This window comes from Corallococcus sp. NCSPR001, from assembly GCF_017309135.1.
Lineage (GTDB): Bacteria > Myxococcota > Myxococcia > Myxococcales > Myxococcaceae > Corallococcus.
This window is the reverse complement of record NZ_JAFIMS010000002.1, coordinates 4322820-4346612: the sequence shown is the minus strand read 5'-3', so window position 1 is coordinate 4346612 and position 23793 is coordinate 4322820. Positions and strand designations below refer to the sequence as shown.

Genomic DNA, 23793 nt, shown 5'->3' with positions numbered 1-23793 from the left:
CCCCAGGACGCGGAGAGAGGGCGTGCAGGCGCGCGGCCTGTCGCACCCGCTCAGCCCGGGGCGGAAGCCAGGCCCGTCATGGGGACGAAGCGCACCGGCAGCAGGTGGTCCACGCGGGGCAGCATCCCCGGCTGTCCCCGGCGGATGCGCAGCAGCTCCTGTGTCTCGTGCACGGAGCCCACCGGGATGACCATCCGCCCCCCGGGCCTCAGCTGACGCAAGAGCTCCCGGGGGATGTCCGCCGGCGCGGCGGTAGCGATGATGGCATCGAAGGGCGCGGCCTGGGCCCAGCCCCGGGAGCCATCCCCCTCGCGGTAGAACACGTTGGTGAAGCCCAGCCGGTGGAGGAGCCTCCGGGCGGGCCGGGCCAGCTCCGGGACGATCTCCACCGTGAAGACCTCTCGGGCCAACTGCGCCAGCACCGCCGTCTGGTAGCCGGAGCCGGTGCCAATCTCGAGTACGCGCTCACCGCCGCGCAGGCGCAGGGCCTCCGTCATCAGGGCGACCACATAGGGCTGGCTGATGGTCTGCCCATGGCCAATGGGCAACGGCACGTCCTGATGGGCCGACGCCCGCTCGCCCACCGGCACGAAGTCCGCGCGGCTCAGGTTGGCGATCGCCGCGAGCACCCGTCGATCCCGGATGCCCTGCCGCGCCAGGTACTCCGCTCGGCTCCAATCTCCCATTGCGTGCGTCCCCCTTGATCCTCCCGCGGCGAAAGTAAGCACGACGACAGTCGGGGACAATCCGGGGTTCGGGGGCGGGCCTCCTCGGCTTTACCCCACCCGGGCAAGCGCGAGCCGGCCCTCCCAGCGCTCCTCCAATGCCTTCACGAGCCCCTGGTGATCCGGCTTCTGGAGCTGCGGATCGGCATCCATGATGCGCCGCGCCTCCGCCTGGGCCAGCGACAGGAGGTCGCCGTCGCGCACGAGGTTCGCCACGGCCAGCTCCGGGAGGCCGCTCTGCCGCGTGCCCAGGAACTCGCCGGGGCCGCGGATCTCCAGGTCCTTCTCCGCGATGACGAACCCGTCGCTGCTGCGCTCCATCACGCCCAGCCGCTCGGTGGACTCCCAGGAGCGCGCGGCGCCCGCGACGAGGAAGCAGAAGCTGGCCGCGGCGCCACGGCCCACACGGCCGCGCAGCTGGTGCAGCTGCGACAGGCCGAAGCGCTCCGCGGACTCCACCACCATCACGGACGCGTTGGGCACGTCCACGCCCACCTCCACCACCGTGGTGCAGACAAGCAGCTCGATGCGCTTGTCGCGGAACGCCTCCATCACGGCGTCCTTCTCCTCCGGCTTCATGCGCCCGTGCAGCAGGCCCACGCTGGCGTTGGGGAACACCGCCTGGAGCTTCGTCGCGCCCTGCGTGGCGTCCTCCAGGTCCAGCTTCTCCGACTCCTCCACCAGCGGGTAGACGACGTAGGCCTGGTGGCCCTTGGCCAGCTCCGCGCCCACCGCCTCGTAGACGCGCGCGCGCTGCTCGTTGTTGAAGACGCGCGTGGTGATGGGCGTGCGACCCGGCGGCAGCTGGTCGATGATGGACACGTCCAGGTCGCCGTAGAGCGTCATCGCGAGCGTGCGCGGGATGGGCGTGGCGGTCATCACCAGCACGTCCGGCGTGAGCCCCTTGCTCATCAGCGTGTGGCGCTGGAGCACGCCGAAGCGGTGCTGCTCGTCGATGACCACGAGCCCCAGCTTCTGGAAGGACACGCCGCCCTCCAGGAGCGCGTGCGTGCCCACGGCGAGGTGGATGTCCCCCTTCGCCACGGCCTCGCGCACCTCGCGCTTGTGCTTCGCGGTGCCCGCCGCGCTGATGAGCCCCACGCGGTAGCCCAGCGGCTCCAGGATGCGGCGGAAGGTGCGCTCGTGCTGTTCTGCCAGGATTTCGGTGGGGGCCATCACCGCCACCTGGTAGCCGTCCTGGAGCGCCACCATGCCGGACACGAGCGCCACGGCCGTCTTGCCGCTGCCCACGTCGCCCTGCACCAGCCGGTTCATGGGCTCCGGGCGCGCCATGTCCCGGGCGATGTCCCCCACCACGCGCGCCTGCGCGCCGGTGAGCTGGAAGGGCAGCGCGGCGCGGGCCTTGTCCAGCCGCTCCGGGGAGACGTCGAAGGCGATGCCCTCCTCCGCCTTGATGCCCTGGCGCTTCAGGGCCATGCCCAACTGGAGGAAGAACAGCTCGTCGAACGCGAGCCGGCGGTGCGCGGGGCTCTGATGCGCGTCCAGCGCCTCCAGGTCCGCGTCGTCGGGCGGGAAGTGGATGAAGCGCAGCGCGTCCGGCAGGCCCATCAGGTGGTAGCGGCGGCGCAGGTCCGCGGGCAGCGGCTCTTCCAGGTGGTGCGCGTGCTGCTCGCTGATGCGCGAGGCCAGCTCGCGGAAGGAGCGCTGCTCGCCGCGCTCGAAGCCCGGGTAGACGGGGACGATGCGGTGGAAGTGGACGGAGGTGGTGTTCTCCAGGTCCTCGGCGGGCTCCAGCTCCGGGTGGGCCATCTCCCGGCCGTTCATGGAGGCGCGCACTTCACCGGAGAGCACCAGCTGCTTGCCCACGGAGAAGCGGCTCTTGAGCCACGGCCCGGCGTTGAAATAGGTGGCGGCGATGCTGCCGGAGCGGTCACCCACGACAGCGCGGAACATGCGCTTGCCGCCGCGCCCCGGGACGAAGTCGGCCGTCTTGACGGTGCCCACCGTCACGCCGCGCTCGCCGGGGATGAGCTCCGCGATGGTGCGCAGCTTGCGGCGGTCCTCGTAACAGCGTGGCAACAGGAACAGGATGTCGCCGGTGCGGCGCAGGCCCTTCTTGTCGAGCACCGCGACGAGCCGTGGCCCCAGGCGCTTGCCCAGCGTCTTGAGCGGCGCGGACAGCGGGCCGGTGCGCGGCGCGATGGACAGCAGCTTCGCCTCGGAGCGGGACGCCTCCGCGCCCACAGCCTTGGCCTTCTTCTTCCGGGCCTTCTCCGTGGGGGCGCGGTCCGCTGGCGGCGCGCCCTTGCGAGGGTCGGTGCTCGCGTTCGGCTTCGCGCCCGGAGCACGGGCCGGTGCACCGGCGGGAACGGCTGCGTTCCGGGCCGCGGCCATGCGCGCGCCGTAGGGCTGGGCTTCACCTTGCGCGGGGCCATTCGCGGCGCCCCGGGAGGCCGCCATGCGCGCACCGTAGGGCACAGGCTCGCCCTTCGCCGGGCCCGGAGGCGCCGAGGCGCGGGGAACCGGCGGCATGGGGTCCTGCGAACGCCAGGGCGGCACGGTGTTGCCTTGCGCCTGCACCGTCCCTGGCGGTGGCGTCACCCGGCTGCGCGGCGGCGCGGGGATGAGCTCCCCCTCCAGCACGTGCGCACGCTCCGGCGACCGGGGGAACCCCGCGGCCACGGCGTTGATCTCCCCCGTGACGACCACCCGCTCCAGCTCCTCCGGCAGCACCACGCCGCTGAGCTTCAGCGCGCCCAGCACCTGGCGCAGCGCGGCCTTGCGGTGCTCCGGCGGCGTGGGCGGATCCACGTGCGGCAGCGCCGCCCTCAACTCCTCCAGGGCCCGCGCGTCCACGCTCCCGGCCGACGCCAGGGTGCGCTCCATCAACGTGCGCAAATCCCGCACGATCCCGAGCTGGGCGAAGTCACGCTGACACGCGTACTTGAGAGGTCCGACGAGGCTGGCGAGCGGGTGGTTCACGCGGGATTTCCAGCCTCCATCCTACGAAGCGCTCCTGACGCCGCGGGGAAAACGAAACCGGGGGAGCGAGCCATGGGCCCGCTCCCCCGAAGGACACCCGGCCAGCCGGGCACCCGCGCTAGCTGGCGGGCTCTTCCTTGGGGTCCTCGAAGCTGATGGAGACGACCTCCAGCTCACGCACGCCGCCGGGGCTCTGCACCGTGGCGATGTCGCCCACCTTCTTGCCGATGAGCGCGCGCGCCACCGGCGAGGTCACCGCGATCCACCGCTTCTTCAGGTCGGCCTCCGTCTCCCCGACCAGGCGGTAGCTGATGGTCTTGTCGTTCTCCGTGTCCACCAGCTCCACGGTGGCGCCGAAGACAACCTTGTCGCCGCCCAGCTTCGCCGGGTCGATGACCTCCGCGCGGGCAATCCAGTCGCCGAGGGTCAGGATGCGCCCCTCGATGTGCGACTGCTTCTCCTTGGCCGCGTGGTACTCCGCGTTCTCACGCAGGTCGCCGTGCGCACGGGCGACCTCGATTTCACGCGAAATCTTGCCCCGCTCCACGGACTGGAGGTGCTTCAGCTCGTCCTTGAGCTTCTGCAGACCGTGGGGGGTCATCGGGATGTTGTCGCTCCCGCTCATCGAACCACCGCTCCTTCCATCACCTGGCTGCGCATCGGAGGTCCGGCGTTCCCTCCTGGAACCCGGCCCGCGACTCGAAAGGATCAATGTAGGGAACGAGTGACTGGCCGGTCAACGAAAGCCGTACAACCATCGTCAGGTAGTGGCTGGGCGCCCGACGGCCGACCCGTTAGGCTGCCCCACGTGCTGTCCGTCCAGGAATTGCGCGCGCTCGCCTCCGCACTCCCCGTGGGTGCCTTTCAACATCAGTTGGGTCCCTTCGCGCTGGTGCAGCGCCCGCCGTCGGAGCTGTCCGCCGCCGCGCTCGCGCCCACCCGCATGGCCGACCCGGGCGACGTCGAGCAGGGCATGCTCGCCCTGCTCTTCGAGTTCGACGACCTGCTCGTCGCCACGCTCCCCACCCTCAAGGATTCGGACGCGCTGCGCATTGGCCGGCGGCTGGACTGCGAGCTGGTGCTGGACGACGCGTCCGTGTCCAAGCAGCACGCGGAGCTCAAGTGGAGCCGCGCGGCGGGCCGCTGCACCGTGCGCGACCTGGGCTCCACCAACGGCACCTTCGTGAATGCCAGCACCATCGGGCAGCGCGAGGTGCCGCTCCGGGGCGGCGACATCCTCAGCTTCGGCAACGTCCAGTTCTGGTACCTGCTCACGGACGCGCTCCATGAGCGGCTGCGCGCGGGCGCGGCCTCCGGCCTGGGCTCCCACTCTGGCTGAAGGCCGCCCGCGCTCACCTCACGGACAGGCGCCGCAGTCCGCCGCGCACGCGTCGTAGGTGTTGGACGCCCCGCAGGACTCCGTCACCTGGCAGACGCCGTCACCGCACACCGCCAGGTCCGCGGCGCGCACGCGCGTGGTGAGCGGCTGGAAGCTCACGCCGCCCACCGTGCAGCTCGTGAACGCCGCTCCCGTCTGCGTGCACACGTCCGAGCAGCTCCCCACGTAGACGAGCGGCGCGCACGTCATGCGCGGCATCCCGGTGCCATCCACCACCGCGCACGCGCGCGTCGTGCTCTGGGTCGCGTCCAGGGGCGGGTTCTGGCTGCCCGCGTAGAGCCCCTGCCCCTGGAAGAGGTTGCCGAAGAAGCACGACTCCGGCCGGGCGAAGGTCGCCAGCTCTCCCTCGGAGGCGGGGATCGCCGCCCCCAGCCCGTTCCGTCCCAGCACGGAGATGGGCACGCTCACGCCGAAGGGATTGCTGTGCGCCGCGAGACACGCGGAGACGATCTGCTGTTCGGCCTCCGTCGCGGGCGCCCCATTCGCCCAGCCCGGCGCCAGGCCCAGGAGGCCCGTCCAGGTGTGCACCGTGTTCGTCTGCGGATCCGTGTACGTGCGCGTCTGCCCTTGAGGGACGGCGCAGCGCACGATGTAACGCATGACCTCGTCCGCGAGCGCAGGATCCGCGCCGTACCACGACGCGAAGTCGAGGGATGACAAGCCATTGAAAGACAGGCCGTTGAAGGACAGCCCGTTGAAGGACAGCCCGTTGAAGGACAGTCCGTTGTACGAAAGGCTGTTGTAGCTGAGCGCTGCCTGCTCCTGCGTGCCTGGCGGATCCGCTGGCGTGGGCTCCCGGGCTCCCGGGCCACAGCCCGCTCCCATCACAGCCAGAGCCAGTCCCCACGCCCACCGAGAGAGCCCTCCCACGCCACGACGACGCCCGTTCTCCACGTTCCCCATGTGTGCAACCTCCTGCTGCCGCGGGCACTCCGGCCTCGACCCACGGACGTTTGGACTAGGAGGGCGTCAAAGACAAACGGGCGAGCAGCGCCCCCTCACGCACGAAAAGTGTGAGCACGTTGTACGTGTGGCAAGGCGCGAGAGGTGCGGGAAACACGGGAGCGAAGTCAGGGCAGACACTCCGGGCGTCTGGGGTTGAACGCGTGGGCTGGCGTTCATCCAGGAACGTGAAGGCCGTGGCCCTCCGGGGCGAGGAGACATGTCCCCACCCCGGCGCCACGGCCGTCCGGTCCTTCCGCCAGGAGGCTCGCGATTACCGCTGGGCCTGGGTGGCGATCTTCACCTGGGACTTGTTCAGCTTCAGGCTGCCCAGCTCCCGGTTGATGTTGGCCAGGTCCGTCTGGGTGAGGCGCGGGCCCGGATCATGTCCGCCCGGGGGGCCTCCGCCCTTGGGGCGCGGGCCTTCAGGGGCGACGGCGCCGCCGCGGTCCGGATCCACGAAGGACTTGCCGCCATCGGCCTCCACGAGCGACAGCGCCTTGAAGCCGGCGGTGGAGCTGGCCGCTTCCCGCTGGGTGAGCTGCTTCACCAGCGTGAGCTTCCCGCTGCTCCGGTCGTACCGGTACATGCGGGTGCCCTTGGCGCCCTCGTCCACGGCCACGTCCACGGAGCCGGTGGCCTTCGCCGTCGCCGGGCTCGAGATGGGCTTCGCCGGAGCGAGCTTCACCGGGGTGTTCTGGGCCCTCGCGGGCTGGGCTCCGGCCTGCGCCGCCGACAGGGCGACAACCCCCACGGCCATCCTTCCCACTGCGGACTTCCAACGCGTGTTCATGATTCCTCCCGGCTCCCTTACGCGCGGCGGCGCGGATATTCGCCGGGACTCTATTCGAACGCGACCAGGTCCTGGACCCACCGGGCGCTGCCCTGCTGGAGCCACCGGGCGCGGGTGTCCCGGAGCGCCTGGGCCGGCGGGGTGCCGCGCCGCAGGGACTCCACCAGCGCCTGGAAGAAGGCCCCGGCCTCCACGTCCGGCACCTCCGTGGAGGGCGCGACCACGGCCCGCGCGCCCGCCTGGATGAGCGCGGAGGGAAGGCTCGACACCGCGTGGTAGCGCCACGCGCCCACGTTCGCGTCGCAGGCGGCCAGCATCACCACCGGCGAGCCCCGGAGCGTGTGTCCCTCCAGCTCCTCCGCGGTGAGCGCGAAGCGGCCGGCCGCGTCCGGGGACAGCGCCAGGAAGGCCGCGTCGGACACGGTGCCGGCCATGCCGTGCGTGTGCAGCTCCACCTCCGTGGCGTCCTCCATCTCCGCGAGCACCGCCTCCGGCGTCGCCGCGCGGCCCCGCAGGTGGACGTCACCCGGCCCCGTCATGCCCTTCCACGGCATCAGGCGCGGCAGCCCCAGCGTCGCGGGCGGCTCCACGTCCGACACCACCAGCCGCTTGGGGACGGGCGCCACGGCCGGGGCCTCCACGCGGTGGCCGCCCGGCGCCAGGTAGCTCCACGCCCGGTCCGCGGGCAGCAGCCCCGGGCGCCCCTGGAGGATGGGCTCCGCGAGCACCCGCACCACGTCGCAGCCGCCGAGCACCTGCAGCAGCGGCCCGGGCACCTCCGGCACCCTCTCGCGCAGGGGCTGCTTGAGGGCGTGGAGGTACAGCCCGCTGCTCGCGCCGGTAGGGCCCCGGGCGACGAAGAGCATCCGTTCGTCCTGGCCAGCCAGCGCCAGCAGGCATGACGTGGGCGCGGTGCGGTCTACCTCCTGGGCGAGCAGGTCCACCGCCGGGCCCCACTCCTTCGCCCGGCCCGCGTCCATCACCAGCACGTGGTGGCTGTGGGCCCAGGCCTTGCGCGCCTCGATGTCCGTGGAGCGGTGGAGCGCCGAGCCGGTGATGACCCCTCGCAACAGCTTCTGCCCCTCCTCGCGGTCGCGCTCGATGAGGATGCGCCCTTCGATGTGGTCCACGAGCAGCTTCTCGCCGGTGGTCAGCGACGGGTCCTGACGCAGCACCCGGATGCGCTCGCGCACGCGGTCCAGCTCGCGGCCCGGCACCGTGGCGCCCTCCAGCCGCAGCAGGTCTCCCGCGACGGCGACCTCCATGAGCGTGGGCGCGGTGGGACAGGTGAGCGCGTCCTGCACCTCGCGCCGGGCCCGCTTCGCGTCCAGATCCTCCACGAAGAGGAGCGCCCGGGCGTGGTGGTACTCCGACCGGCGTGCGCAGTCCTCCGGCGAGTGCTGGAGGTATTCGTCCAGGTAGGCGCGGGCCAGCGCCGGGGCGTGGCTCAGCCGCGCGCTCGTCACCAGGTCCGCCAGGAGCAGCTCCTCCTGGTACCAGCTGTCGCTTCGGAACGCCTCCTCCAGCGCGGAGCGCGCCAGGGACTCGGCCTCCTTGCGGCGATCCATGCGGTTGTAGAGCGAGGCCAGGTGCCGCTGGAGGTCCACGCAGCGATACCCGAAGCCCGCGCTCCGGCACGCCGCCAGCCCGTTCTTGAGCGACGTCTCCGCCGTCTCCAGGTCCCCCCGGTCCTGCGCCGCCTGCGCCCTGCCCCGGGCCAGCGGAGCGTCGTACCAGGCGGGCTCGCCGGAATGACGGACCAGCGCCGCCAGCTCGTCGACGAAGCGGTCCTCGTGGTGGAGCAGCAGGATGGCGCCCAGCAAGAGATCGCGCTCGCCGGAGCGCCGCAGCCGGGCGAGGAACGCGTCCGCCTCCGCGCCCTCCAGCGAAAGCGTGCCGGCCAGCAGCTCACGGTAGGTGTTGGCCAGCGGGCCGCGCTTGTGGAAGTCCGCCGCCACCACGCGCGCCACGTAGGCGCTCGCCGTCTTCGTGCGGGTGACGTCGTCCAGCAGCGCGGCCAGCGGGGCCAGCGTCCGCACGCGCTCCACGGAAGGGGCCGCGCGCAGCGCGTGGTAGAGGTACAGCCGCGCCAGGTCCGGGTTGCGCCGCGCCATCGAGCCCGGGTACGGCGTGCCGTCCAGCGCCAGCTCCATGCCGGCCGCGTTCATCGCCTGCCACGAGTCCCGCCGCGCCAGCGCGCCCTTGCGCAGGCCGTCCGCGCGCTCGGTGGCCTCGGTGCTCCAGCCGGGCTCCTTCGCCTGCGCCACGAGGGAGAACTCCGACGCGGCGGCCAGCTCCAGCGAGAGCGCCTGGAGCGCGAGGCCCCGGTTCCAGTGCAGCCGCGCGTCGTCCGGCGCGGTCTCCAGCCCCTTCTCCAGGAACGTCAGCGCGCGCTCGGGCTGGGCACGGCCCAGGGCCGCCAGCGCCAGGTCGCCCATGACGGCGGGCGACGCGGGCAGCTTCTCCAGGATGCGCTCGGCGCGCTCGAAGTCCCCGGCCGCGAGCCACGCGGTCGCGACGCCGTGCAGGTCCCCCTTCGCCTCCAGCTCCGACAGGACCTTGAGATCCAGCTCCGGCCGTCCATCGGTGCCACCGCGCATCGTGCCCGTGGCCCGGTGGTCCGCGAGGCCCGGGTGACTGAGCCGGCCCTCCAGCGGGCGCGTGGCGGCCAGCGCGAAGGGCAGCGCGCGCTCGGCCTCCGTGGAGCGCCAGGGACGTCCCACCAGCAGCACCGCGAGCACCACCGCCGCGGCCGCCGCAGCGAAGCCCGCGACACGGCGGCGATCCCACGCCGCACGGCCGCGCGGTCGAGCGCGCGTCCCGGCATCAGGCACGGGTTCCGGCCGGCCGCCGGTCCCGGGGACGGCCCGGAGTCCTGGACCCGCGGGGCCACCTTCCGAACCGGGAGACACCACGGGCCGTGCGTCCGTGCCGGGAGGCCTCACGGTCTCACCCGCGCCGGACATGGCGCGCGCGTCCGCGGCGGCCTGCACGAGGAGGCTCGCCTGCACCTGGTCCTCCAGGGCGGCCTGGCACTCCGCGCAGGTCGCGAGGTGGAACTGGAAGGCCTCGGCCTCTTCAGGCGGAAGCTCCCCGTCCACGAAGGCGGCGAGCTGTTCACACGAGACGGTCACGCCGGGCCCCCCGCGGTGCCTTCCCGGGCGAGGAGCAGCTCCTTGAGCTTCTTGCGCGCGCGGAACAGACGGGTGCCCACCGTCATGGACGGGATGCCGAGCCGCCGGCCGATCTCCGCGTAGCTCTGTCGCTCCATGTCCTTCATGCGGACCACCTCGCGCAGCTCCGGGGGAAGCTGTTCCACCGCCTGCCACACGTCGTCCAACGTGTAGCGCGCCCATGTCTCCGGGGCGGCTTCGGCCTCCGCCAGGGTGTCCCCCATCGCGTCGGTGAATTCCTCCTGGGGGTGGCGCCGGTCGTGCCGGCACCAGTCGAGGAAGCGTCGAACGAGGATGGACGCCAGCCACGCCATGGGAGGCGCGGACCGGTCATACGTATGAAACGCGCGGAAGGCCCGCTCGTAGGTCTCCTGCAACAGGTCCTTCGCGTCCGACGGGTTGCGGCCCCGGCAGAGGATGCGGGCCCGCTCCTCCAACGCCGGAGCGCACCGCGCGATGAGCGCCTGGAACTCCGCGGCGTCCTCACGGGAGGCCGAAGGCACCTCCGGCTCGGATGCGGAGGACTCCCCGGGCGGGACGGCGCGGGGCGATCGCGGGCGGAAGACCACGGGGGCGTTCCTAGCAGGAGCCGCCCCGCCCGCGAAGTCCGTCGACACCCTCCCCGGCGCTTCCCACCTGGGAGGTGGGAGGCCCGGCACGGTGGCCCGGAGGGCTAGCAGGGGCCGTTGCCCAGCCGCACGCCCGTGCGGACCCGGCCCTTGAAGACGCCCAGCGCCGCCCCGAGCCCCGTCACCCGCACCTTGCTGTAGCTCGACCCGCCCGTGCCGATGTTGACGCGCAGCGAGCAGTGGGCCGGCCAGAAGGGGCTCGCCGGGTACCAGGTGCCGGTCGTGCTCACCGAGCCCATGGCGTACCAGAAGCCGCTCTTGAAGCCGAACGCCGCGCCGGAGATCGCGATGCCCTTGCAGGCGCTCTCGGTGACGTTGCTCGTCGCGGGGATGACCTCCACGAACGGCTGGACGTAGGCGCCGCCCAGGCCGGTGACCTCCGTCACGAAGCGGTGCGGGCAGGACGGCTGATCATACGTGCCGTCGTTGGAGGCCGCCGACGCGTCCGCGTACGAGCAGTGGGGGAACACGGCGGTGACGACCGCGCCGTCCGGCTGCGCCAGCACCACGTCCGGGCCCACGCAGGACTCGTCGATGGCCTGCTCCTGGCTGGCGACGGACTCGTCCACGACCTCGGCGCCAGGGGTCTCCTCCTCGAGGGGGCCTCCACAGGCGGTGGCGAGCGAGGCGGCGAACACAAACGCGGCGGTAGGGATGAAGCGCATGGGTGACTCCGGAAGAGAAAGCCCATCCACGGGCTCCTCCCTGTTACGTCCGGTGCCGCGCTTATTCCCCCGCGCCATTTCCACGCCGTTTTTCGGCCGTGCTAAGGCACCGCACGTGGACATCGCCAAGCCCTATCTGCTCTTCCTCGGAGACGTGAAGGATCAGCTCGCGGCCAAGACGGCCCACGGCATCGTGGACTGGCGGCCCGACTGGTGCGTGGGTCAGCTGCGCCTCCCGGGCTGCGTAGCGGACTGTGGTCTGCCGGACATGGACCTCGCCCAGGCGAAAGCGAAGGGCGCGCGCACGCTGGTGGTGGGCGTGGTGAACCCGGGCGGCGTGCTGGCGGACGCGTGGGTGGACACGCTGACGCGGGCGCTGGAGGCCGGGATGGACGTGGCCACCGGGCTGCACAGGCGGCTTTCGTCGTTCCCCGCCGTGGCCGCCGTGGCGGCGAAGCACGGGCGCGGGCTGCACGACGTGCGCTTCCCGGACCGGGACTTCGCCACCGGCCAGGGCACGAAGCGCCCCGGCCTGCGCGTGCTGACCGTGGGCACCGACTGCGCGGTGGGCAAGAAGTACACGGCGCTGGCGCTGGAGAAGGAGCTGCGTCAGCGCGGGTGGAAGGCGGACTTCCGGGCCACCGGGCAGACGGGCATCCTCATCTCCGGGCGCGGCGTGGCGCTGGATGCCGTCGTGTCCGACTTCGTCTCCGGCGCGGCGGAGTGGCTCACGCCCGCGAACGACGCGGACCACTGGGACGTGGTGGAGGGCCAGGGGTCGCTGTTCCACCCCTCCTTCGCGGGCGTCACGCTGGGCCTGCTGCACGGCGCGCAGCCAGACGCGTTCATCGTCTGCCATGAGCCCACGCGCACCCGGATGCGCGGCGTACAGCACCCGCTGCCGTCCATCCAGGACGTCATCGACCGGACGGTGCTGGAGGGCCGGCTGACGAACCCGGCCATCCAGTGCACGGGCATCGCCATCAACACGGAACACCTGGGCGAGGCCGAGGCGCTCTCGCTGCTGGAGGCCACCGGCAGGGCGCATGGCCTGCCCTGCGTGGACCCCCTGCGCACGGGCGCGGGCCCCCTGGCCGACGCGCTGGCGAGCCGCTTCCCGCGCGGCTGACACACACGCTCCTGCCGAAAGCCTCTCCACGGGAGCGGCTCACGGTATATTGAGGACACCATGGGACGCATTTTCGAGACACGCAAGGCGACGATGTTCGCCCGCTGGAACAAGATGGCGAAGGTCTTCACGCGCATCACGAAGGACATCGTGATCGCGGTGAAGGCGGGCGGGCCGAACATCGAGTCGAACCCCGCGCTGCGCCGGGCCGTGCAGAACGCCCGCGCGGCGAACATGCCCAAGACCAACGTGGACGCCGCCATCAAGCGCGCCAGTGGTCAGGACCAGGCCGACTACCAGATCCTCCTCTACGAAGGCTTCGCGCCCCACGGCGTGGGCATCCTGGTGGAGGCGGCCACGGACAACGTCACGCGCACCGTGGCCAACGTCCGCTTCCCCTTCACCAAGCTGGGCGGGAGCATGGGCACGGCGGGCAGCGTGTCCCGCCTCTTCGAGCACATGGGCGCCATCCGCCTGGACGCCGAGGGCGTGAACCAGGAGGAGCTGGAGCTGGAGCTCATCGACCACGGCCTGGAGGAGATGGGCGAGACGACGGGCGAGAAGGGCGAGAAGCAGCTGCTCCTGCGCTGCAAGTTCGCCGACTTCGGCAAGCTCATGTCGGCGATTGAAGCCAAGGGCATCGCGCCCGTGTCCACGCAGTCCGAGTACATCCCCCTGCCCGGCACCCTGAAGGAGCTGCCCGAGGAGCAGGCCACGGAGGTGCTCAAGCTGGTGGACATGCTGGAGCAGGACGACGACGTGCAGCACGTCTTCCACAACCTCGCCTGAAGCAAAGGCATCCGGTCCCCGAGCGCGCTCGCCGGGGGCCGGTGCCACGCCCGCGCGGCGTCTGAGCTGCTGAAGCTCCGCCGAGGAGAGCCATGGCCGACGAGGGTAACGGGCAGGAACTGCGGGACACGGTGAAGCGGTTGGAGGCGACGGTCGCGGCCCTGGAGACGCGGCTCGCGAGCCTGGAGGCCCGGGAGGCGCCGCGCCCGGGGGTCTCGCCCATTGCAACCCCTGTCACGCCCCCGGTGGCCGCGCCCGAGCAGCGCGACCTGGAGGCGCATGTCGGCACCTACTGGTTGAGCCGCCTGGGCATCGTGGCGCTCATCATCGGCATCGCGTACCTCATCACGTACCACTTCGGGGAGCTGGGGGTGCTGGCGCGCGTGGGCGCGGGCTACCTGCTCAGCGCGGGGCTGGGCGCGTTCGGGTTGTGGCTGGCGCGGCGGCATCAACTCTTCGGGCGCATCGTCTTCGGCGGAGGCCTGGCGCTCGCGTACTTCGTCACCTACGCGCTGCACTTCATCCCAGCGGTGCGGGTCATCGACAGCGAGGTGCTGGCGCTGGTGCTGCTGGCGGGGTTCGTGGTGGCCATCGTCACCATCGCGCACCGGATGCAGTCGGAGACGGTGGCGGGCATCGCGCTGTTCCTGGGGCTTCACACGGGGATGCTCAGCGACATCACCGCGTTCACGCTGCTGTCCACGACGCTGCTCGCGGCGGGCGCGCTGTTCTTCCTGGTGCGCAACCGCTGGGTCATCGTGCCGCTGTCCAGCCTGGTGGCCGTGTACAGCACGCACGTCGTCTGGGCGGTGCGCACGGGCCACATGGCGCCGGGCGCGCCCGAGGACGACCGGCTCCTGTTGAGCCTGGGCTTCCTCGCGCTCTACTTCCTGCTGTTCTCCGTGGCGCTGCTGGTGCGCCCGCGCGACCTGCCCGTGCGCGCGAGCCTCGCCTTCACCCTGCTCAACTGGGTGGGCCTGACGTCATTGGGCGCGTACGAGGTCTCCCAGGAGCCGGACTCGCACCTCTTCGGTTTCCTCCTCGTCGTCGCGCTGGCGCATGGCGCGGGGGCCGCCGTGTCGAGGCTCCAGCGTGCTCCCACGGCGTTGATCCACGCGTACCTGGCGCTGACGGCGGTGACGCTCGCGCTGGCCATGCCCGCGCGCTACGACGACGTCGCGCTGGTGGCGGCGTGGACGGTGACGGGGCTGGTCGCGGGGCTGGCCGCGCGCGGGGTGGAGTCCCCGGTGCTGCGGGGCGTGGGCGTGCTCATCCTCTATGTGGCGCTGGGGGCGTGTGAATGGGAGACGCCGGGGCGCATGACGTTGCTCACCGGGCTGGTGGTGGCGTTCGTGCTGGTGGAGCGAGGCGGGACGGTGCGCGTCGCGGGCCTGCCAGCCCCCGAGGCCCGGACGCCCTTCACCGCCATCTGCGCGGCGGGCGCGGGGCTGTCGCTGGTGGCGCTGGTGGGCGCACGGATGCCCGAGGGGCTCGTCACCCTGGGTTGGGTCATCGCCGCCTTCCTCCTCTTCGGCGTGGGCTTCGCGGTGCGCGAGCGCTGGTACCGGCTGGCCGCGCTGGCGGTGCTGGGGCTCGCCCTGGGGCGGCTGGTGCTGGTGGACGTGGCGAAGCTGCCGCCGGATCAACGGGTGCTCACGTTCATCCTGCTGGGCGTCATGCTGCTGCTCGTCTCATACACATACACACGGCTGCGCGACCGGCGCGGGTGAAGACAGACACCGGCTCGCGTTAAACCTGTTATCCCGCTATGCTGGCGGTATGCCCCGGTCCTGCCTGGATGCGTTGTTGGCCGCCGTTCACCCGCGAGTGTTGGGCCTGATGGCCTGGGGCGTGTTCGCGACCCAGGCGGCCTGCGCGTCCCTCCCCGAGTCCGAGCAGGACGACCTGGAGAGCACCACCGCCGCGGTCACCAGCGGGAACATCCTCTTCGTGGGCAACAGCTTCACGCACGGCAACGAGGAGCCCGTCTATTCGTACAACAAGGCCGCCGTCACCGACACGAACGGCTCTGGCCAGGGCGGCATCCCAGGCATCTTCAAGAAGCTGACCACGCAGGCCGGCTTCACGTTCAACGTGAGCCTGGAGACGGCCAGCGGTCAGACGCTCCGGTGGCACCACACGAACCGGGCCTCCACCATCGGCCAGGCGACGTGGAACACCGTCGTGCTCCAGGAGCAGAGCACGACGCCCCTGCCCACTTCACGAGGTGGCTCACCCACGGCCTTCACGGAGGCGGCGCGCGACCTGCGCATGCTGGTGCGCGCCGCGAACCCTTCCGCGAACCTGTATCTGTATGAGACGTGGTCCTCGCCCACGTCCGTGAGCGCGCAGGGCTACCCGAGCGGGACCGCGGGGCTCCAGGCGATGCAGACCGACCTGCGCGACGCGTACTTCAAGGCCTCCCGCGACCTGGGCTTCACGGGCGTGGCCCGCGTGGGCGAGGGCTACATGCGCGCGGTGGACCAGAACCTGGCCGACCCGAATCCCGCGGATGGCATCTCACCGGGGATGTTCAACCTGTGGAGCGCGCAGGACAGCCGTCACTCCAGCAAGTACGGCAGCTACCTGTCCGCAGCGGTGTTGTTCGCGAAGCTCACCCAGGCGGATCCCCGAGGATTGGCGACGGGCACGGGCAGCGCGGCGGCGGACCTGGGCATCAGCGCGGCCGACGCGGCGAACCTCCACCGCATCGCCTACGAAATCACCGCGCTGCCGGACCCGGTCGCGAACGCTCCCACGCGCCTGCGCGTCACGGGCGCGACCTTCACGGGCTCGGTGACGGCGGGGACGCCATCCAACATCACCGGCAACGCGCAACTGGCGTCGCTCACGACGTCGGAGGGCACGTTCACGAACCTCGTGGGCGCGACGGCCAACGGCATCACGAGCACCAACACGCCCAGCGCGCGGGGCACGGTGCCCGCGAACGCCAACGCGGCCTCCACCGGGCTGGGCATCCACGACGGCACGAACAACCTGAACGCCGGCAACTTCCAGTTCAATGCGGCGTTCACCCCGAAGACGCGCTTCTTCATCGTGGACAGCACGCCCACCTCCACGACGCTCGGTGACGACGCCACGGTGACGCTCATCAACGCGTCCAACCAGGTCGTGGGAAGCTACTCGCTGGCATTGCTCGCAAGCGACTTCACCTCTTCGGCGGCGGGCAACACCACCACGGCGCTCGCGACCCTTTCCTATACGAGCGGCGTGGCGAGCCTCACCGGCAACCCGGTGGGCACGGTGCAGTCCAAGCTCGGCGGCGTGTCGTTCTCACTGGCGGACCTGGGCGTGACGGACGCCGCGAGCATCAGCACCGCCACCGGCCTGCGCATCTCCAGCGCCACGCTGGACCCGAACGTCGTCGGCCTCTACACCGTCCCCTAGATGTCGGTCTCCTTCCGCTCCGTCACCCGGTACTCCTGCCGGTAGGCCTTGCCCCCACGCTCGAAGGTCTCCACCACGGTGACGCCGTCCTCGGAGAGGAAGAGGCGATAGTTCGTGTCCGCCGTGGAGGTGCTCACCCCGTAGTTTCCGAAGGGCAGCTTGAAGACCACGCGCGGGGGACGGTCCGGACAACAGGCCGTCAACAGCGTGGAGGCCAGGGCACTCGTCAGCATGCCCGCGAGCACGATGCCTAGCTTCCTCATGGCTGCCTCTGGAGGCTGAGGTTCCGGTAGAGTTCTCCCGTGCCTTCCGTCGGCTCGGCTTCAAAGAGCGTGGCCTTCGCGAAGTCGCCGGTCGCTCCCGCCTCTGGCCGCACGGCCCACACGTTGAAGACGGCGCCAATGGGGCCTGTCCCCTGCGCGGGGATGATGGAAACGCCGTCCGCCGTGGCCGACACGAGCCGCACCCGGATGCCTTCGGCTTCATCATTCAGCGGATCACACACTCCCCCCTGGAGCTTCGCGCCCGCGAACAGGGGCCAGCCCAGCGCGAGCCCCGCGCAGAAGAGTGCTGTCGATGCGACCTTGCGCCGATGCGAGGAAGGAATGGGCATGGGAGGGGAGCCTCGCCCAACCCCCATGCGCCGCACCATCCCCCCTGGGTCCACGTCGTCATGCCGCGTACCGGCGGGACGCGGCGCGTCCCGCATCGACGCGCAGGGGGACGGAGACGCCGCCTGCTTCCTGGGGGCTCAGGGTGGCATGGCGGATGCTCATCTGGCCTAAGCTCCCGCCGTCCTCCCCGCCGCGCCTCGAATACCCCCATGAGCCAAGACTCCGCAGTTCCTGTCTCCGTGAAACACGGTCCACTTGGGCCGCTCGCGCTGTGTCTGTCCGGTGGAGGTTACCGCGCGGCGGCGTTCCACCTGGGGACGCTGCGGTTCCTCGACACCGTGGGACTTCTCTCCGATGTCGTGGGCCTGTCCACGGTGTCCGGCGGGACGCTCACGGGGCTGGCCTGGGTGGTGAGCCAACTGGACGGCAAGCCGTTCAAGGCGTTTCACGAGACGTTCTCGGCGTATCTGCTGCGGACGAACGTGATTGCGGAGGCCCTGACCGGACTGACCACCAACCGCGACCACGGCAGCCATGCGTGGGCCAGCCTCATCCGCTCCGCCGCGGACGTCTACGCCCGGCCCGACTTCCTGGGCGACCGGCGCTTCGGTGAGGTCCTGGACGCGCGCGGGCTCCAGTTCCAGGAGGCCATCTTCAACACCACCGAGTTCCACACCGGCCTGGACTTCCGCTTCCGGCGCAGCAACAACCCGGGCACCGTCCTGGGCAACAACGGCCACCGGATGCCGCGCCCGGTGGCCAGCCACGCCCGGCTGGCGGACATCGCCGCCGCGTCGTCGTGCTTCCCCGGCGGCTTCGAGCCGCTGGTGTTCCCGCAGCAGTTCCACTGGCCCCAGGACTACCCGCTCGACACCGCGCTCGCGGCCCTGGGCCCGGGCTTCCAGAACGGACTGCCGCTGATGGACGGCGGCATCTACGACAACCAGGGCATCGACAGCCTGCTGCTCGCGTTCAACCGGACGGATCCGCCGCCCACGCTCGTCATCTCCGACGTCAGCGTGCAGAACCCGGAGATGTACAACGTCCCGGAGAACCCGACGAAGCGCGGCTGGGTGACGCTGAACGGCGTGTCGTGGTTGGCCTACGGCCTCTTCTTCCTCACCCTGCTCTCCGCCGCCATCCTCGCGTGGCGCGGATTCGAGACCGCGCGCGAGGGCACCTGGGAGCCTCGGGACTACTTCCTGTATCTCATCCCCGGCGTGCTGACCGCGTCGGTGGCGACGGCGCTGGTCTGGGTGCGTGCGCGGCTCACGGACGTCATCACGCTGGTGAAGCGGCAGATGGACCTGGACGTCTGGCCGTCGTTCAAGAAGCTCACCGTGCCGGAGTTCGCGCAGATGCTGGTGCTCCGCGCGACGTCGCTCCTGGCGCTGACGTCCAAGGTGTTCATGAAGCGGGTGCGCGGGCTCGTGTTCGGTCAGGTGTATGGGGATTCGCGGTTCAAGGACCGGCGCATCTCCAACCTCATCTCCGCGCTCACGGTGGACCGGCCCAACCTGTTCGCGAAGCACCCGTGGCTCAAGCCCGGCGCGCACCTGGTGGACATGGGCACAAAGGCCTGTCAGATGCCCACCACGCTCTGGTTCACGGACGCGGCGCAGTTCACCGCCGTGGAGAAAACGGGCGCGGCCACCATCTGCTACGTGCTCCTGCGCCACATCGTGGAGCACCACGCCGGGCAGTACGAAGCGACAGGTCAGCCGTTGAATGCCCTGTACGAGCGCCTGCGCCAGGAATGGGCGGTGTTCAACCAGGCCGGCGCGCCGTCGCAAGAGCGGCAGTCCGTGGCGGCATGACCATGCTCCTTTCCAAGAACGACTTCCTTCCGCGCGCGGAGGCCACGCTTGCCCGACTGGACGGTGCCCTCCGGGATGCGCTCTCACATCAGGGCACGCCCCGGGTCACGACCCTGGAGAGGGCGTTCTCCAAGGACGCGTCCCTCCAGCCCGCCGCGCTCGCGAAGGCGCTGTGTCCCGGCCCCGTGTCGCATGTCGCCCTGGCCGCCGTGGTGATGCGCGAGCTCCTCGAGCCCGTGGACGCCGTACTGGAGGCGTCGCTGTCCAAGGCAACGGTGGTGACGGGCAACGCGAAGGCTCCCGGCTCGCTGCTCGTCACCTGTCCCCTCCTCGTGCTGGGCGACCTGGAGGTCGATGGAGTCCTGGACGACTGCGGACCGGATTCGACCGTCGTGGTCCTGGGCCGATGTGTCGCGCAGGGACTTCGGACGTCGGGGAACTTCCTGGTCCTGGGCGACCTGGTGGTCCGGGACGTCATCCAGGGCGTCTACAACGATGAGAGCCTCATCGTGGCGGGCAACCTGGAGACGCGCTTCCTGGACGAGAACGATCACGAGGTCGCGTGCTACGGCGCAATCCGCGCGGAGCATCGCTTCGAGAACGGGCGCTCCGACGAGGAGGCCGCGTCGCTGGCCTCCGCCTTCCTGGTGCCCGGCCTCTGGAACATCGACCTCGGCGAAATCGACCACGACGAACTCTTCGATCGCATCCGGAAGAACGAGCCGGTCTTCAGCGAAACGAAGAAGCACCCTTGAGCTGAAGGGCCCCGGGGTTGGCGGACGCCTCGGGTTTCGCGTGCATCGGTGGATGCCATGAGTAGGATTCTGGCGGCCTTCAGCCCGGAGCCCCGATGGCATCCCCCACCGACACGCAGGACCCGTACGAGCGCATCTACCGCGTCTGCGAACAGGTGCCCTCCGGACAGGTGGCCACCTACGGAGACATCGCCACCATCGTCGGCGGGGCCTGTGATGCGCGCACCGTGGGCCATGCGATGGCGGCGCTGGGGTCGCGCGCGGCGGCCGTGCCGTGGCAGCGCATCATCAACCGCACGGGAGGCATCAGCACCTCCGGCAACCGTCAGCGCGAGCTGCTGGAGGCCGAGGGCGTCGCCTTCGACGACGCGGGCCACGTGCGCATGGACGCGCACCACTGGAGGGGCCCGAGCGAGGCCTGGGCACGCGCCCACGGCTTCAGCGTGCTGCCTCCCCGGGACGCGCCCGCACCCGACGCGCAGCTCAAGCTCTTCTGAGCGGCGCGGGAAGGGCGCGCGCCGGCACCCCAATGCAGGCGCTTCAGAGCGCCGCCATCACCAAGGCGGAATGGATGCCAGAGAAGCTGTTGCACAGCTTCAACGCGTGCTGGAACGAGCCGGAGCGAGCCTCCTTCGCGACATAGTCCAGATCGCATCCCTCCCCGGGCTCATCCAGGTTGATGGTCGGGTGGTGACGCTGGTGTGCAAGCGACAGCGCGCAGGCGACGACCTCCAGGGCGTTGGACGCCCCCAGCGCATGGCCCAGCATGGACTTGAGCGAGTTGACGGTGATGCGGCGCGCACGGGCCCCCAGCGCCACCTTGATGGCGTTCGTCTCGAACAAGTCGTTTTGCGGTGTGGAGCTGCCGTGCGCGCTGACGTGGTCCACCGCATCCGGCGGCAGTCGGGCATCCTCCAGCGCCAAGCGGATGCAATGGGCCAGGTCCTCGCCGTCAACCGTGAGGTTCGTCATGTGGTAGGCGTTGCAGGAGGACGCCGCGCCCACCAGCTCCGCGAGGATGCGCGCCCCACGGGCCCGCGCCCGCTCTAACTCCTCCAACACCACGATGGCCGCGCCCTCCGCGGCGACGAAACCATCACGCTGCTTGTCGAAAGGCCGCGACGCCGTGGCGGGGCTGTCATTGCGCCGGCTGGTCGCGCCAATGACGTCGAATGACGCGAAGCACATGGACGTGAGCGGCGCCTCGGCCGAGCCTGTCACCGCGACATCCACCTGCCCCGAGCGCACCAGATCGAACGCGGCGGAGATGGCATCCAGCGAGGCGGTGCAGCCCGTGGACATCGTGAGCACCAGCCCCTCCGCGCCACAGCGCGCCGCCAGCTCGTGCGCCACCGTGTGGTAGGAGAACTGCCTGGCCAGGCTCCCCGGCGCCTCCACGGGACGCGCGGAGGGCTCCCGCTCACGCGCGCGGAAAGCGGCCTCCATCGCCATCACCGCGCCGACGGCGTTGCCCATGACGACCGCGGAGCGTGCGCCCTCCAGGCTGCGCAGGTCCGCGTCACGCAGCGCCAGGTCCAACGCCAGCTCCGCCAGCAGCCCCCGCCGGTCCGTCACCCGTCGAGGGTCCTCGGGCAGCAGGGCATCCGGGATGATGCCGGCCACCCGTGAGCGCAGGGTCTCCACGGGAAAGCCGCCCGGCAGCGAGGTGAGCGCCACCGTTCCGCTGCGCCCCTCCTGGATGGCGTTCCAGAAGGACTGGCGTCCCACGGCCACGGGAGAGACGGGCCCCACGCCCGTGATGACGACGCGACGACGTCTGGGAGCGCTGGATGTGGGGGAGGACAAGGGCTTCATGGGGACCTCGGGTCGAGGGAGGGGTTCGACACAGCTCCGGGCGGACGACGTGCCCGGGGATGACCGCGGTCACACGGCGCCTGACGAAGGGAGGCCGGGACGAGAGTCGCCAACGAGCGGTTGGATGCGCTCGGCCAGCTCCGCGACGGTGCGCACGCCCCGGATGTCGGGCGCGGCCTGGGGCGGAACGCCCAGCGTCTTGCAGACCGTCGCGGCGAGCTCCACGGCGTCGATGGAGTCGATGCCCAGCTCCTCGTAGAGCTGGGTGGTGGGCGTGACACCGCCTGGCGAATGCCCGAGCGCGTACAGCGCGCCGAAGACGGTCTCGACGACGTCATCCTTGTTCATGCCACGCTCCATTCACGAGTGAAGCCACGACACGTCCACGCACTGCTCCCCCAGCGACAGCACGAGCACGGAGCGGGCGGCGCTCTCCCGCGCGAGCAGCTCGCACGCGAGGGCCATCGCGACCCCGCTGCCTGCTCCCAGGGAGTCCCCCAGCGTTCGACACGGCCACAGCCGAGGCACCGTGGCGCCCAGCCTCCGCTGCACCAGCGTCTCCAGCGCCTGTTCGTCCTCGCTCGCCGGGCGCGCGTCGCACACCACGGCCGCCAGCGGGGGCGTTCCTTCCATCCCCTCCAGGAACTCCGCCAGCCCCGCCTCCGTCCGCTCCGGACGGACCCGGCGGAAGGAGGTGTGCGCCCGCAGCACGCACGCGCCCTCCGAGGCCTCCACGCCTCGCGTCAGCAGGAGGAAGCCGGCGGCCTCGCTCAGCCACGGCACCCAGTCCACCCCGGCGTCCTCCAGCACGGCTCGCACCAGCGGCGTCACGGGCGCCTCGGAGCCTCCGGCGACGAAGGGCCCCTGCCCTCCCTGGAGGAGCCGATGGAGCCCCCACCCGATGGCCTGCCCTCCCGAGCACCGGTCCGTGGTCACCGTCTTGGAGTGGCCGTGCATGCCCATGGCCAGGGTGACGTGGCCCTGAGCGGCGGCGGGAAACCAGGCGGTGGCCATGAACGGGCTGACGGGAGCCCCCTGGCCATACAAGACGCGCAGCTGCGGCTCCGTGAAGGTCCAGCCGGCCATCGTGTTGCCCACGAGCAGCCCGCAGTGCCAACGCGCCTCGGCGGAGAGCGGGTAGGACGACAGCACCTCGGACACCGCGGCGAGCGCCAGCAGGGAGAAGCGGTCGAGCCTGCGCGCCTCGACGGACGACAGCCGGGCCCGCGAAAGAAGCGCCTCCGTCTCGAGCTGGCGGTGCTTCGCGGGCTCGAAGCGCCTCCCCTCCTGGACCTCCGCCAGGAGCGACTCCGTGGTCATGCCCCGGGCCGACACCACGGCGCGGGCCTGGACGAGGACGGCGGACTCGACTTGCTCGGCTGAAAGTTCGGGAGTGCGCATGGCGGTCCTGGAAGGGCGGTCTCCAACCCGGTGAGGCCTGACGGGACAGGGGACAGTATCGAAAGAGCACGGAACGTCGGGAGGCGCGCCACGGGGGGGCGCGGCCTCCCCGGGTTCACGGCAGGCCGAGCAGGGTCAACGTTGTCAGCCCGGACATCTGGGTGAGGCCCTCGGGTGAGGTGCAGGCATCGAGGTCCGTGGAGAGGTACGTCAGCGTCCGGAGGGCGACGGCCCCCCTGTACTTGCCGGACTCCACCGTGCCCACGTACGTGATGACGATGGTGGTGGAGCCGACCTGCGAGGACACCCGGGTCTGGACCAGCGTTGACGTCTCCCCCGTGTTCCACGTCACCACCGTGCGCGCCGAGCCGATCTCCAGCAGGTCATTGCAGGTATAGGCGGTGGTGTTGATGGTGAAGTTGTTCGTCGCGGACGTCAGGCCCGGGTCGAACACGGAGACGCAGTTGGAGAAGGTCGCCTGGCCCTGGATTGTCACCGCCTGGGGCGTGCTCCGCAGCGGGGGTGAATAATTGGTGACCACCGCACCCACCGGGCAGCTCACCAGCGCCAACAGCTTCTGCTCCTGCTGTGCGGTGGGCTCCGCGGGTGCGCGGGCGGAAGGCTCGTCACCGCAACCAGACAGCAGCCCCCCCGCAAGACAGGACGACAACACAATGAAACTGGACAGTCGACGCATGGCGCTCCCGGCGATGCAAGTGAAAGGCATTGATAAAGCCAAACACCTGACCGGGCAATGTGGGCGCGCCGCGCCGTCCGCGAACCAACGCGGACCCTG

At 71.1% G+C, this 23793-nt stretch carries 22 protein-coding genes; 8 read left to right on the top strand and 14 right to left on the bottom strand.

The annotated features are described in order from the left end of the window. Positions 1-50 precede the first annotated feature (50 nt). The 3 genes from JYJ93_RS19695 to greA form a co-directional block, all read right to left on the bottom strand. A complete protein-coding gene (locus JYJ93_RS19695; protein ID WP_206793509.1) occupies positions 51-686 on the bottom strand; it encodes a protein-L-isoaspartate(D-aspartate) O-methyltransferase in 636 nt (211 codons plus the stop codon). Between the two features lie 90 nt (positions 687-776). Then, complete coding sequence (gene recG, locus JYJ93_RS19690) at positions 777-3668, bottom strand: ATP-dependent DNA helicase RecG (protein ID WP_206793507.1); 2892 nt, start codon at positions 3666-3668, stop codon at positions 777-779. A gap of 118 nt (positions 3669-3786) precedes the next feature. Further along, positions 3787-4293 carry a transcription elongation factor GreA gene (greA, locus tag JYJ93_RS19685; RefSeq protein ID WP_120548656.1) on the bottom strand — a complete coding sequence of 169 codons (507 nt, stop codon included), beginning with the start codon at positions 4291-4293 and terminating at the stop codon, positions 3787-3789. Positions 4294-4476: 183 nt separating this feature from the next. On the opposite strand from greA, the gene JYJ93_RS19680 reads away from it, so the two are divergent. After that, positions 4477-5007, top strand: coding sequence for an FHA domain-containing protein (locus tag JYJ93_RS19680; RefSeq protein ID WP_206793505.1), 531 nt, complete (start codon positions 4477-4479; stop codon positions 5005-5007). An 18-nt stretch (positions 5008-5025) separates the two neighbouring features. Here the strand turns inward: JYJ93_RS19680 and JYJ93_RS19675 are convergent, their stop codons facing one another. The 5 genes from JYJ93_RS19675 to JYJ93_RS19655 form a co-directional block, all read right to left on the bottom strand. Continuing rightward, positions 5026-5892, bottom strand: a complete 867-nt coding sequence (locus JYJ93_RS19675) for a hypothetical protein (protein WP_242543866.1) — start codon at positions 5890-5892, stop codon at positions 5026-5028. 391 nt (positions 5893-6283) lie between these two features. Beyond that, entirely contained in the window at positions 6284-6802 is a 519-nt protein-coding gene (locus tag JYJ93_RS19670; protein WP_206793501.1) for a hypothetical protein, read from the bottom strand. A gap of 50 nt (positions 6803-6852) precedes the next feature. Continuing rightward, positions 6853-9936, bottom strand: a complete 3084-nt coding sequence (locus JYJ93_RS40815; protein WP_206793499.1) for a CHAT domain-containing protein — start codon at positions 9934-9936, stop codon at positions 6853-6855. Further along, positions 9933-10478: an RNA polymerase sigma factor gene (locus tag JYJ93_RS19660; protein ID WP_269012456.1), complete on the bottom strand. Its 546-nt coding sequence runs from the start codon at positions 10476-10478 to the stop codon at positions 9933-9935. Before JYJ93_RS19660 ends, JYJ93_RS40815 begins: the two co-directional genes overlap by 4 nt. Positions 10479-10648: 170 nt before the next feature. Continuing rightward, positions 10649-11269, bottom strand: a complete 621-nt coding sequence (locus JYJ93_RS19655; RefSeq protein WP_206793496.1) for a hypothetical protein — start codon at positions 11267-11269, stop codon at positions 10649-10651. A 115-nt stretch (positions 11270-11384) separates the two neighbouring features. Here JYJ93_RS19655 and dgcN point away from each other — a divergent pair, with 115 nt between their 5' ends. From dgcN to JYJ93_RS19635, 4 genes are all read left to right on the top strand, one after another. After that, positions 11385-12398 (top strand): N-acetyltransferase DgcN, encoded by a 1014-nt coding sequence (dgcN, locus tag JYJ93_RS19650; protein WP_206793494.1) that lies wholly within the window; start codon positions 11385-11387, stop codon positions 12396-12398. A gap of 60 nt (positions 12399-12458) precedes the next feature. Further along, the gene (locus JYJ93_RS19645) at positions 12459-13187 is read left to right on the top strand and encodes a YebC/PmpR family DNA-binding transcriptional regulator (RefSeq protein WP_128797697.1); all 729 of its coding nucleotides are present in this window, start codon (positions 12459-12461) and stop codon (positions 13185-13187) included. 92 nt (positions 13188-13279) lie between these two features. Continuing rightward, entirely contained in the window at positions 13280-14917 is a 1638-nt protein-coding gene (locus JYJ93_RS19640) for a DUF2339 domain-containing protein (protein ID WP_206793492.1), read from the top strand. 76 nt (positions 14918-14993) lie between these two features. Next, on the top strand, positions 14994-16595 hold the full coding sequence (locus JYJ93_RS19635; RefSeq protein ID WP_242543865.1) for a cell division protein FtsK: 1602 nt from the start codon (positions 14994-14996) through the stop codon (positions 16593-16595). Here the strand turns inward: JYJ93_RS19635 and JYJ93_RS19630 are convergent. After that, entirely contained in the window at positions 16592-16858 is a 267-nt protein-coding gene (locus JYJ93_RS19630; RefSeq protein WP_206793488.1) for a hypothetical protein, read from the bottom strand. The two genes, JYJ93_RS19635 and JYJ93_RS19630, sit on opposite strands and share 4 nt — an antisense overlap. Next, the gene (locus JYJ93_RS19625) at positions 16855-17208 is read right to left on the bottom strand and encodes a hypothetical protein (protein WP_206793487.1); all 354 of its coding nucleotides are present in this window, start codon (positions 17206-17208) and stop codon (positions 16855-16857) included. The genes JYJ93_RS19630 and JYJ93_RS19625 overlap by 4 nt, the downstream gene beginning before the upstream one ends. A gap of 210 nt (positions 17209-17418) precedes the next feature. Between JYJ93_RS19625 and JYJ93_RS19620 the strand changes: the two genes are divergently transcribed. The 3 genes from JYJ93_RS19620 (at position 17419) to JYJ93_RS19610 (ending at position 20278) form a co-directional block, all read left to right on the top strand. Further along, entirely contained in the window at positions 17419-19026 is a 1608-nt protein-coding gene (locus JYJ93_RS19620) for a patatin-like phospholipase family protein (protein ID WP_242543864.1), read from the top strand. Positions 19027-19028: 2 nt separating this feature from the next. After that, a complete protein-coding gene (locus JYJ93_RS19615; protein WP_206793485.1) occupies positions 19029-19781 on the top strand; it encodes a hypothetical protein in 753 nt (250 codons plus the stop codon). A 95-nt stretch (positions 19782-19876) separates the two neighbouring features. Further along, a complete protein-coding gene (locus JYJ93_RS19610; RefSeq protein WP_206793482.1) occupies positions 19877-20278 on the top strand; it encodes an MGMT family protein in 402 nt (133 codons plus the stop codon). A 43-nt stretch (positions 20279-20321) separates the two neighbouring features. On the opposite strand, the gene JYJ93_RS19605 is transcribed toward JYJ93_RS19610, so the two are convergent. The 4 genes from JYJ93_RS19605 to JYJ93_RS19590 all read right to left on the bottom strand — a co-directional run bounded on the left by JYJ93_RS19605 (position 20322) and on the right by JYJ93_RS19590 (position 23694). Then, on the bottom strand, positions 20322-21596 hold the full coding sequence (locus tag JYJ93_RS19605) for a beta-ketoacyl-[acyl-carrier-protein] synthase family protein (protein ID WP_206793480.1): 1275 nt from the start codon (positions 21594-21596) through the stop codon (positions 20322-20324). A gap of 69 nt (positions 21597-21665) precedes the next feature. Then, positions 21666-21944: a phosphopantetheine-binding protein gene (locus tag JYJ93_RS19600; protein WP_206793478.1), complete on the bottom strand. Its 279-nt coding sequence runs from the start codon at positions 21942-21944 to the stop codon at positions 21666-21668. A gap of 12 nt (positions 21945-21956) precedes the next feature. Further along, entirely contained in the window at positions 21957-22997 is a 1041-nt protein-coding gene (locus JYJ93_RS40620) for a beta-ketoacyl synthase N-terminal-like domain-containing protein (RefSeq protein ID WP_206793476.1), read from the bottom strand. 115 nt (positions 22998-23112) lie between these two features. Beyond that, positions 23113-23694 carry a hypothetical protein gene (locus JYJ93_RS19590; RefSeq protein ID WP_206793474.1) on the bottom strand — a complete coding sequence of 194 codons (582 nt, stop codon included), beginning with the start codon at positions 23692-23694 and terminating at the stop codon, positions 23113-23115. Positions 23695-23793: the final 99 nt, after the last annotated feature.

Excerpts from the sequence above, each read along its gene's own strand:
- JYJ93_RS19695 (WP_206793509.1), bottom strand. The coding sequence starts at position 686 with ATGGGAGATTGGAGCCGAGCGGAGTACCTGGCGCGGCAGGGCATCCGG.
- greA (WP_120548656.1), bottom strand. The coding sequence starts at position 4,293 with ATGAGCGGGAGCGACAACATCCCGATGACCCCCCACGGTCTGCAGAAG.
- JYJ93_RS19675 (WP_242543866.1), bottom strand. The coding sequence starts at position 5,892 with ATGGGAGCGGGCTGTGGCCCGGGAGCCCGGGAGCCCACGCCAGCGGAT.
- JYJ93_RS19670 (WP_206793501.1), bottom strand. The coding sequence starts at position 6,802 with ATGAACACGCGTTGGAAGTCCGCAGTGGGAAGGATGGCCGTGGGGGTT.
- JYJ93_RS19655 (WP_206793496.1), bottom strand. The coding sequence starts at position 11,269 with ATGCGCTTCATCCCTACCGCCGCGTTTGTGTTCGCCGCCTCGCTCGCC.
- JYJ93_RS19645 (WP_128797697.1), top strand. The coding sequence starts at position 12,459 with ATGGGACGCATTTTCGAGACACGCAAGGCGACGATGTTCGCCCGCTGG.
- JYJ93_RS19640 (WP_206793492.1), top strand. The coding sequence starts at position 13,280 with ATGGCCGACGAGGGTAACGGGCAGGAACTGCGGGACACGGTGAAGCGG.
- JYJ93_RS19630 (WP_206793488.1), bottom strand. The coding sequence starts at position 16,858 with ATGAGGAAGCTAGGCATCGTGCTCGCGGGCATGCTGACGAGTGCCCTG.
- JYJ93_RS19625 (WP_206793487.1), bottom strand. The coding sequence starts at position 17,208 with ATGCCCATTCCTTCCTCGCATCGGCGCAAGGTCGCATCGACAGCACTC.
- JYJ93_RS19620 (WP_242543864.1), top strand. The coding sequence starts at position 17,419 with ATGAGCCAAGACTCCGCAGTTCCTGTCTCCGTGAAACACGGTCCACTT.
- JYJ93_RS19615 (WP_206793485.1), top strand. The coding sequence starts at position 19,029 with ATGCTCCTTTCCAAGAACGACTTCCTTCCGCGCGCGGAGGCCACGCTT.
- JYJ93_RS19610 (WP_206793482.1), top strand. The coding sequence starts at position 19,877 with ATGGCATCCCCCACCGACACGCAGGACCCGTACGAGCGCATCTACCGC.
- JYJ93_RS19605 (WP_206793480.1), bottom strand. The coding sequence starts at position 21,596 with ATGAAGCCCTTGTCCTCCCCCACATCCAGCGCTCCCAGACGTCGTCGC.
- JYJ93_RS19600 (WP_206793478.1), bottom strand. The coding sequence starts at position 21,944 with ATGAACAAGGATGACGTCGTCGAGACCGTCTTCGGCGCGCTGTACGCG.
- JYJ93_RS40620 (WP_206793476.1), bottom strand. The coding sequence starts at position 22,997 with ATGCGCACTCCCGAACTTTCAGCCGAGCAAGTCGAGTCCGCCGTCCTC.
- JYJ93_RS19590 (WP_206793474.1), bottom strand. The coding sequence starts at position 23,694 with ATGCGTCGACTGTCCAGTTTCATTGTGTTGTCGTCCTGTCTTGCGGGG.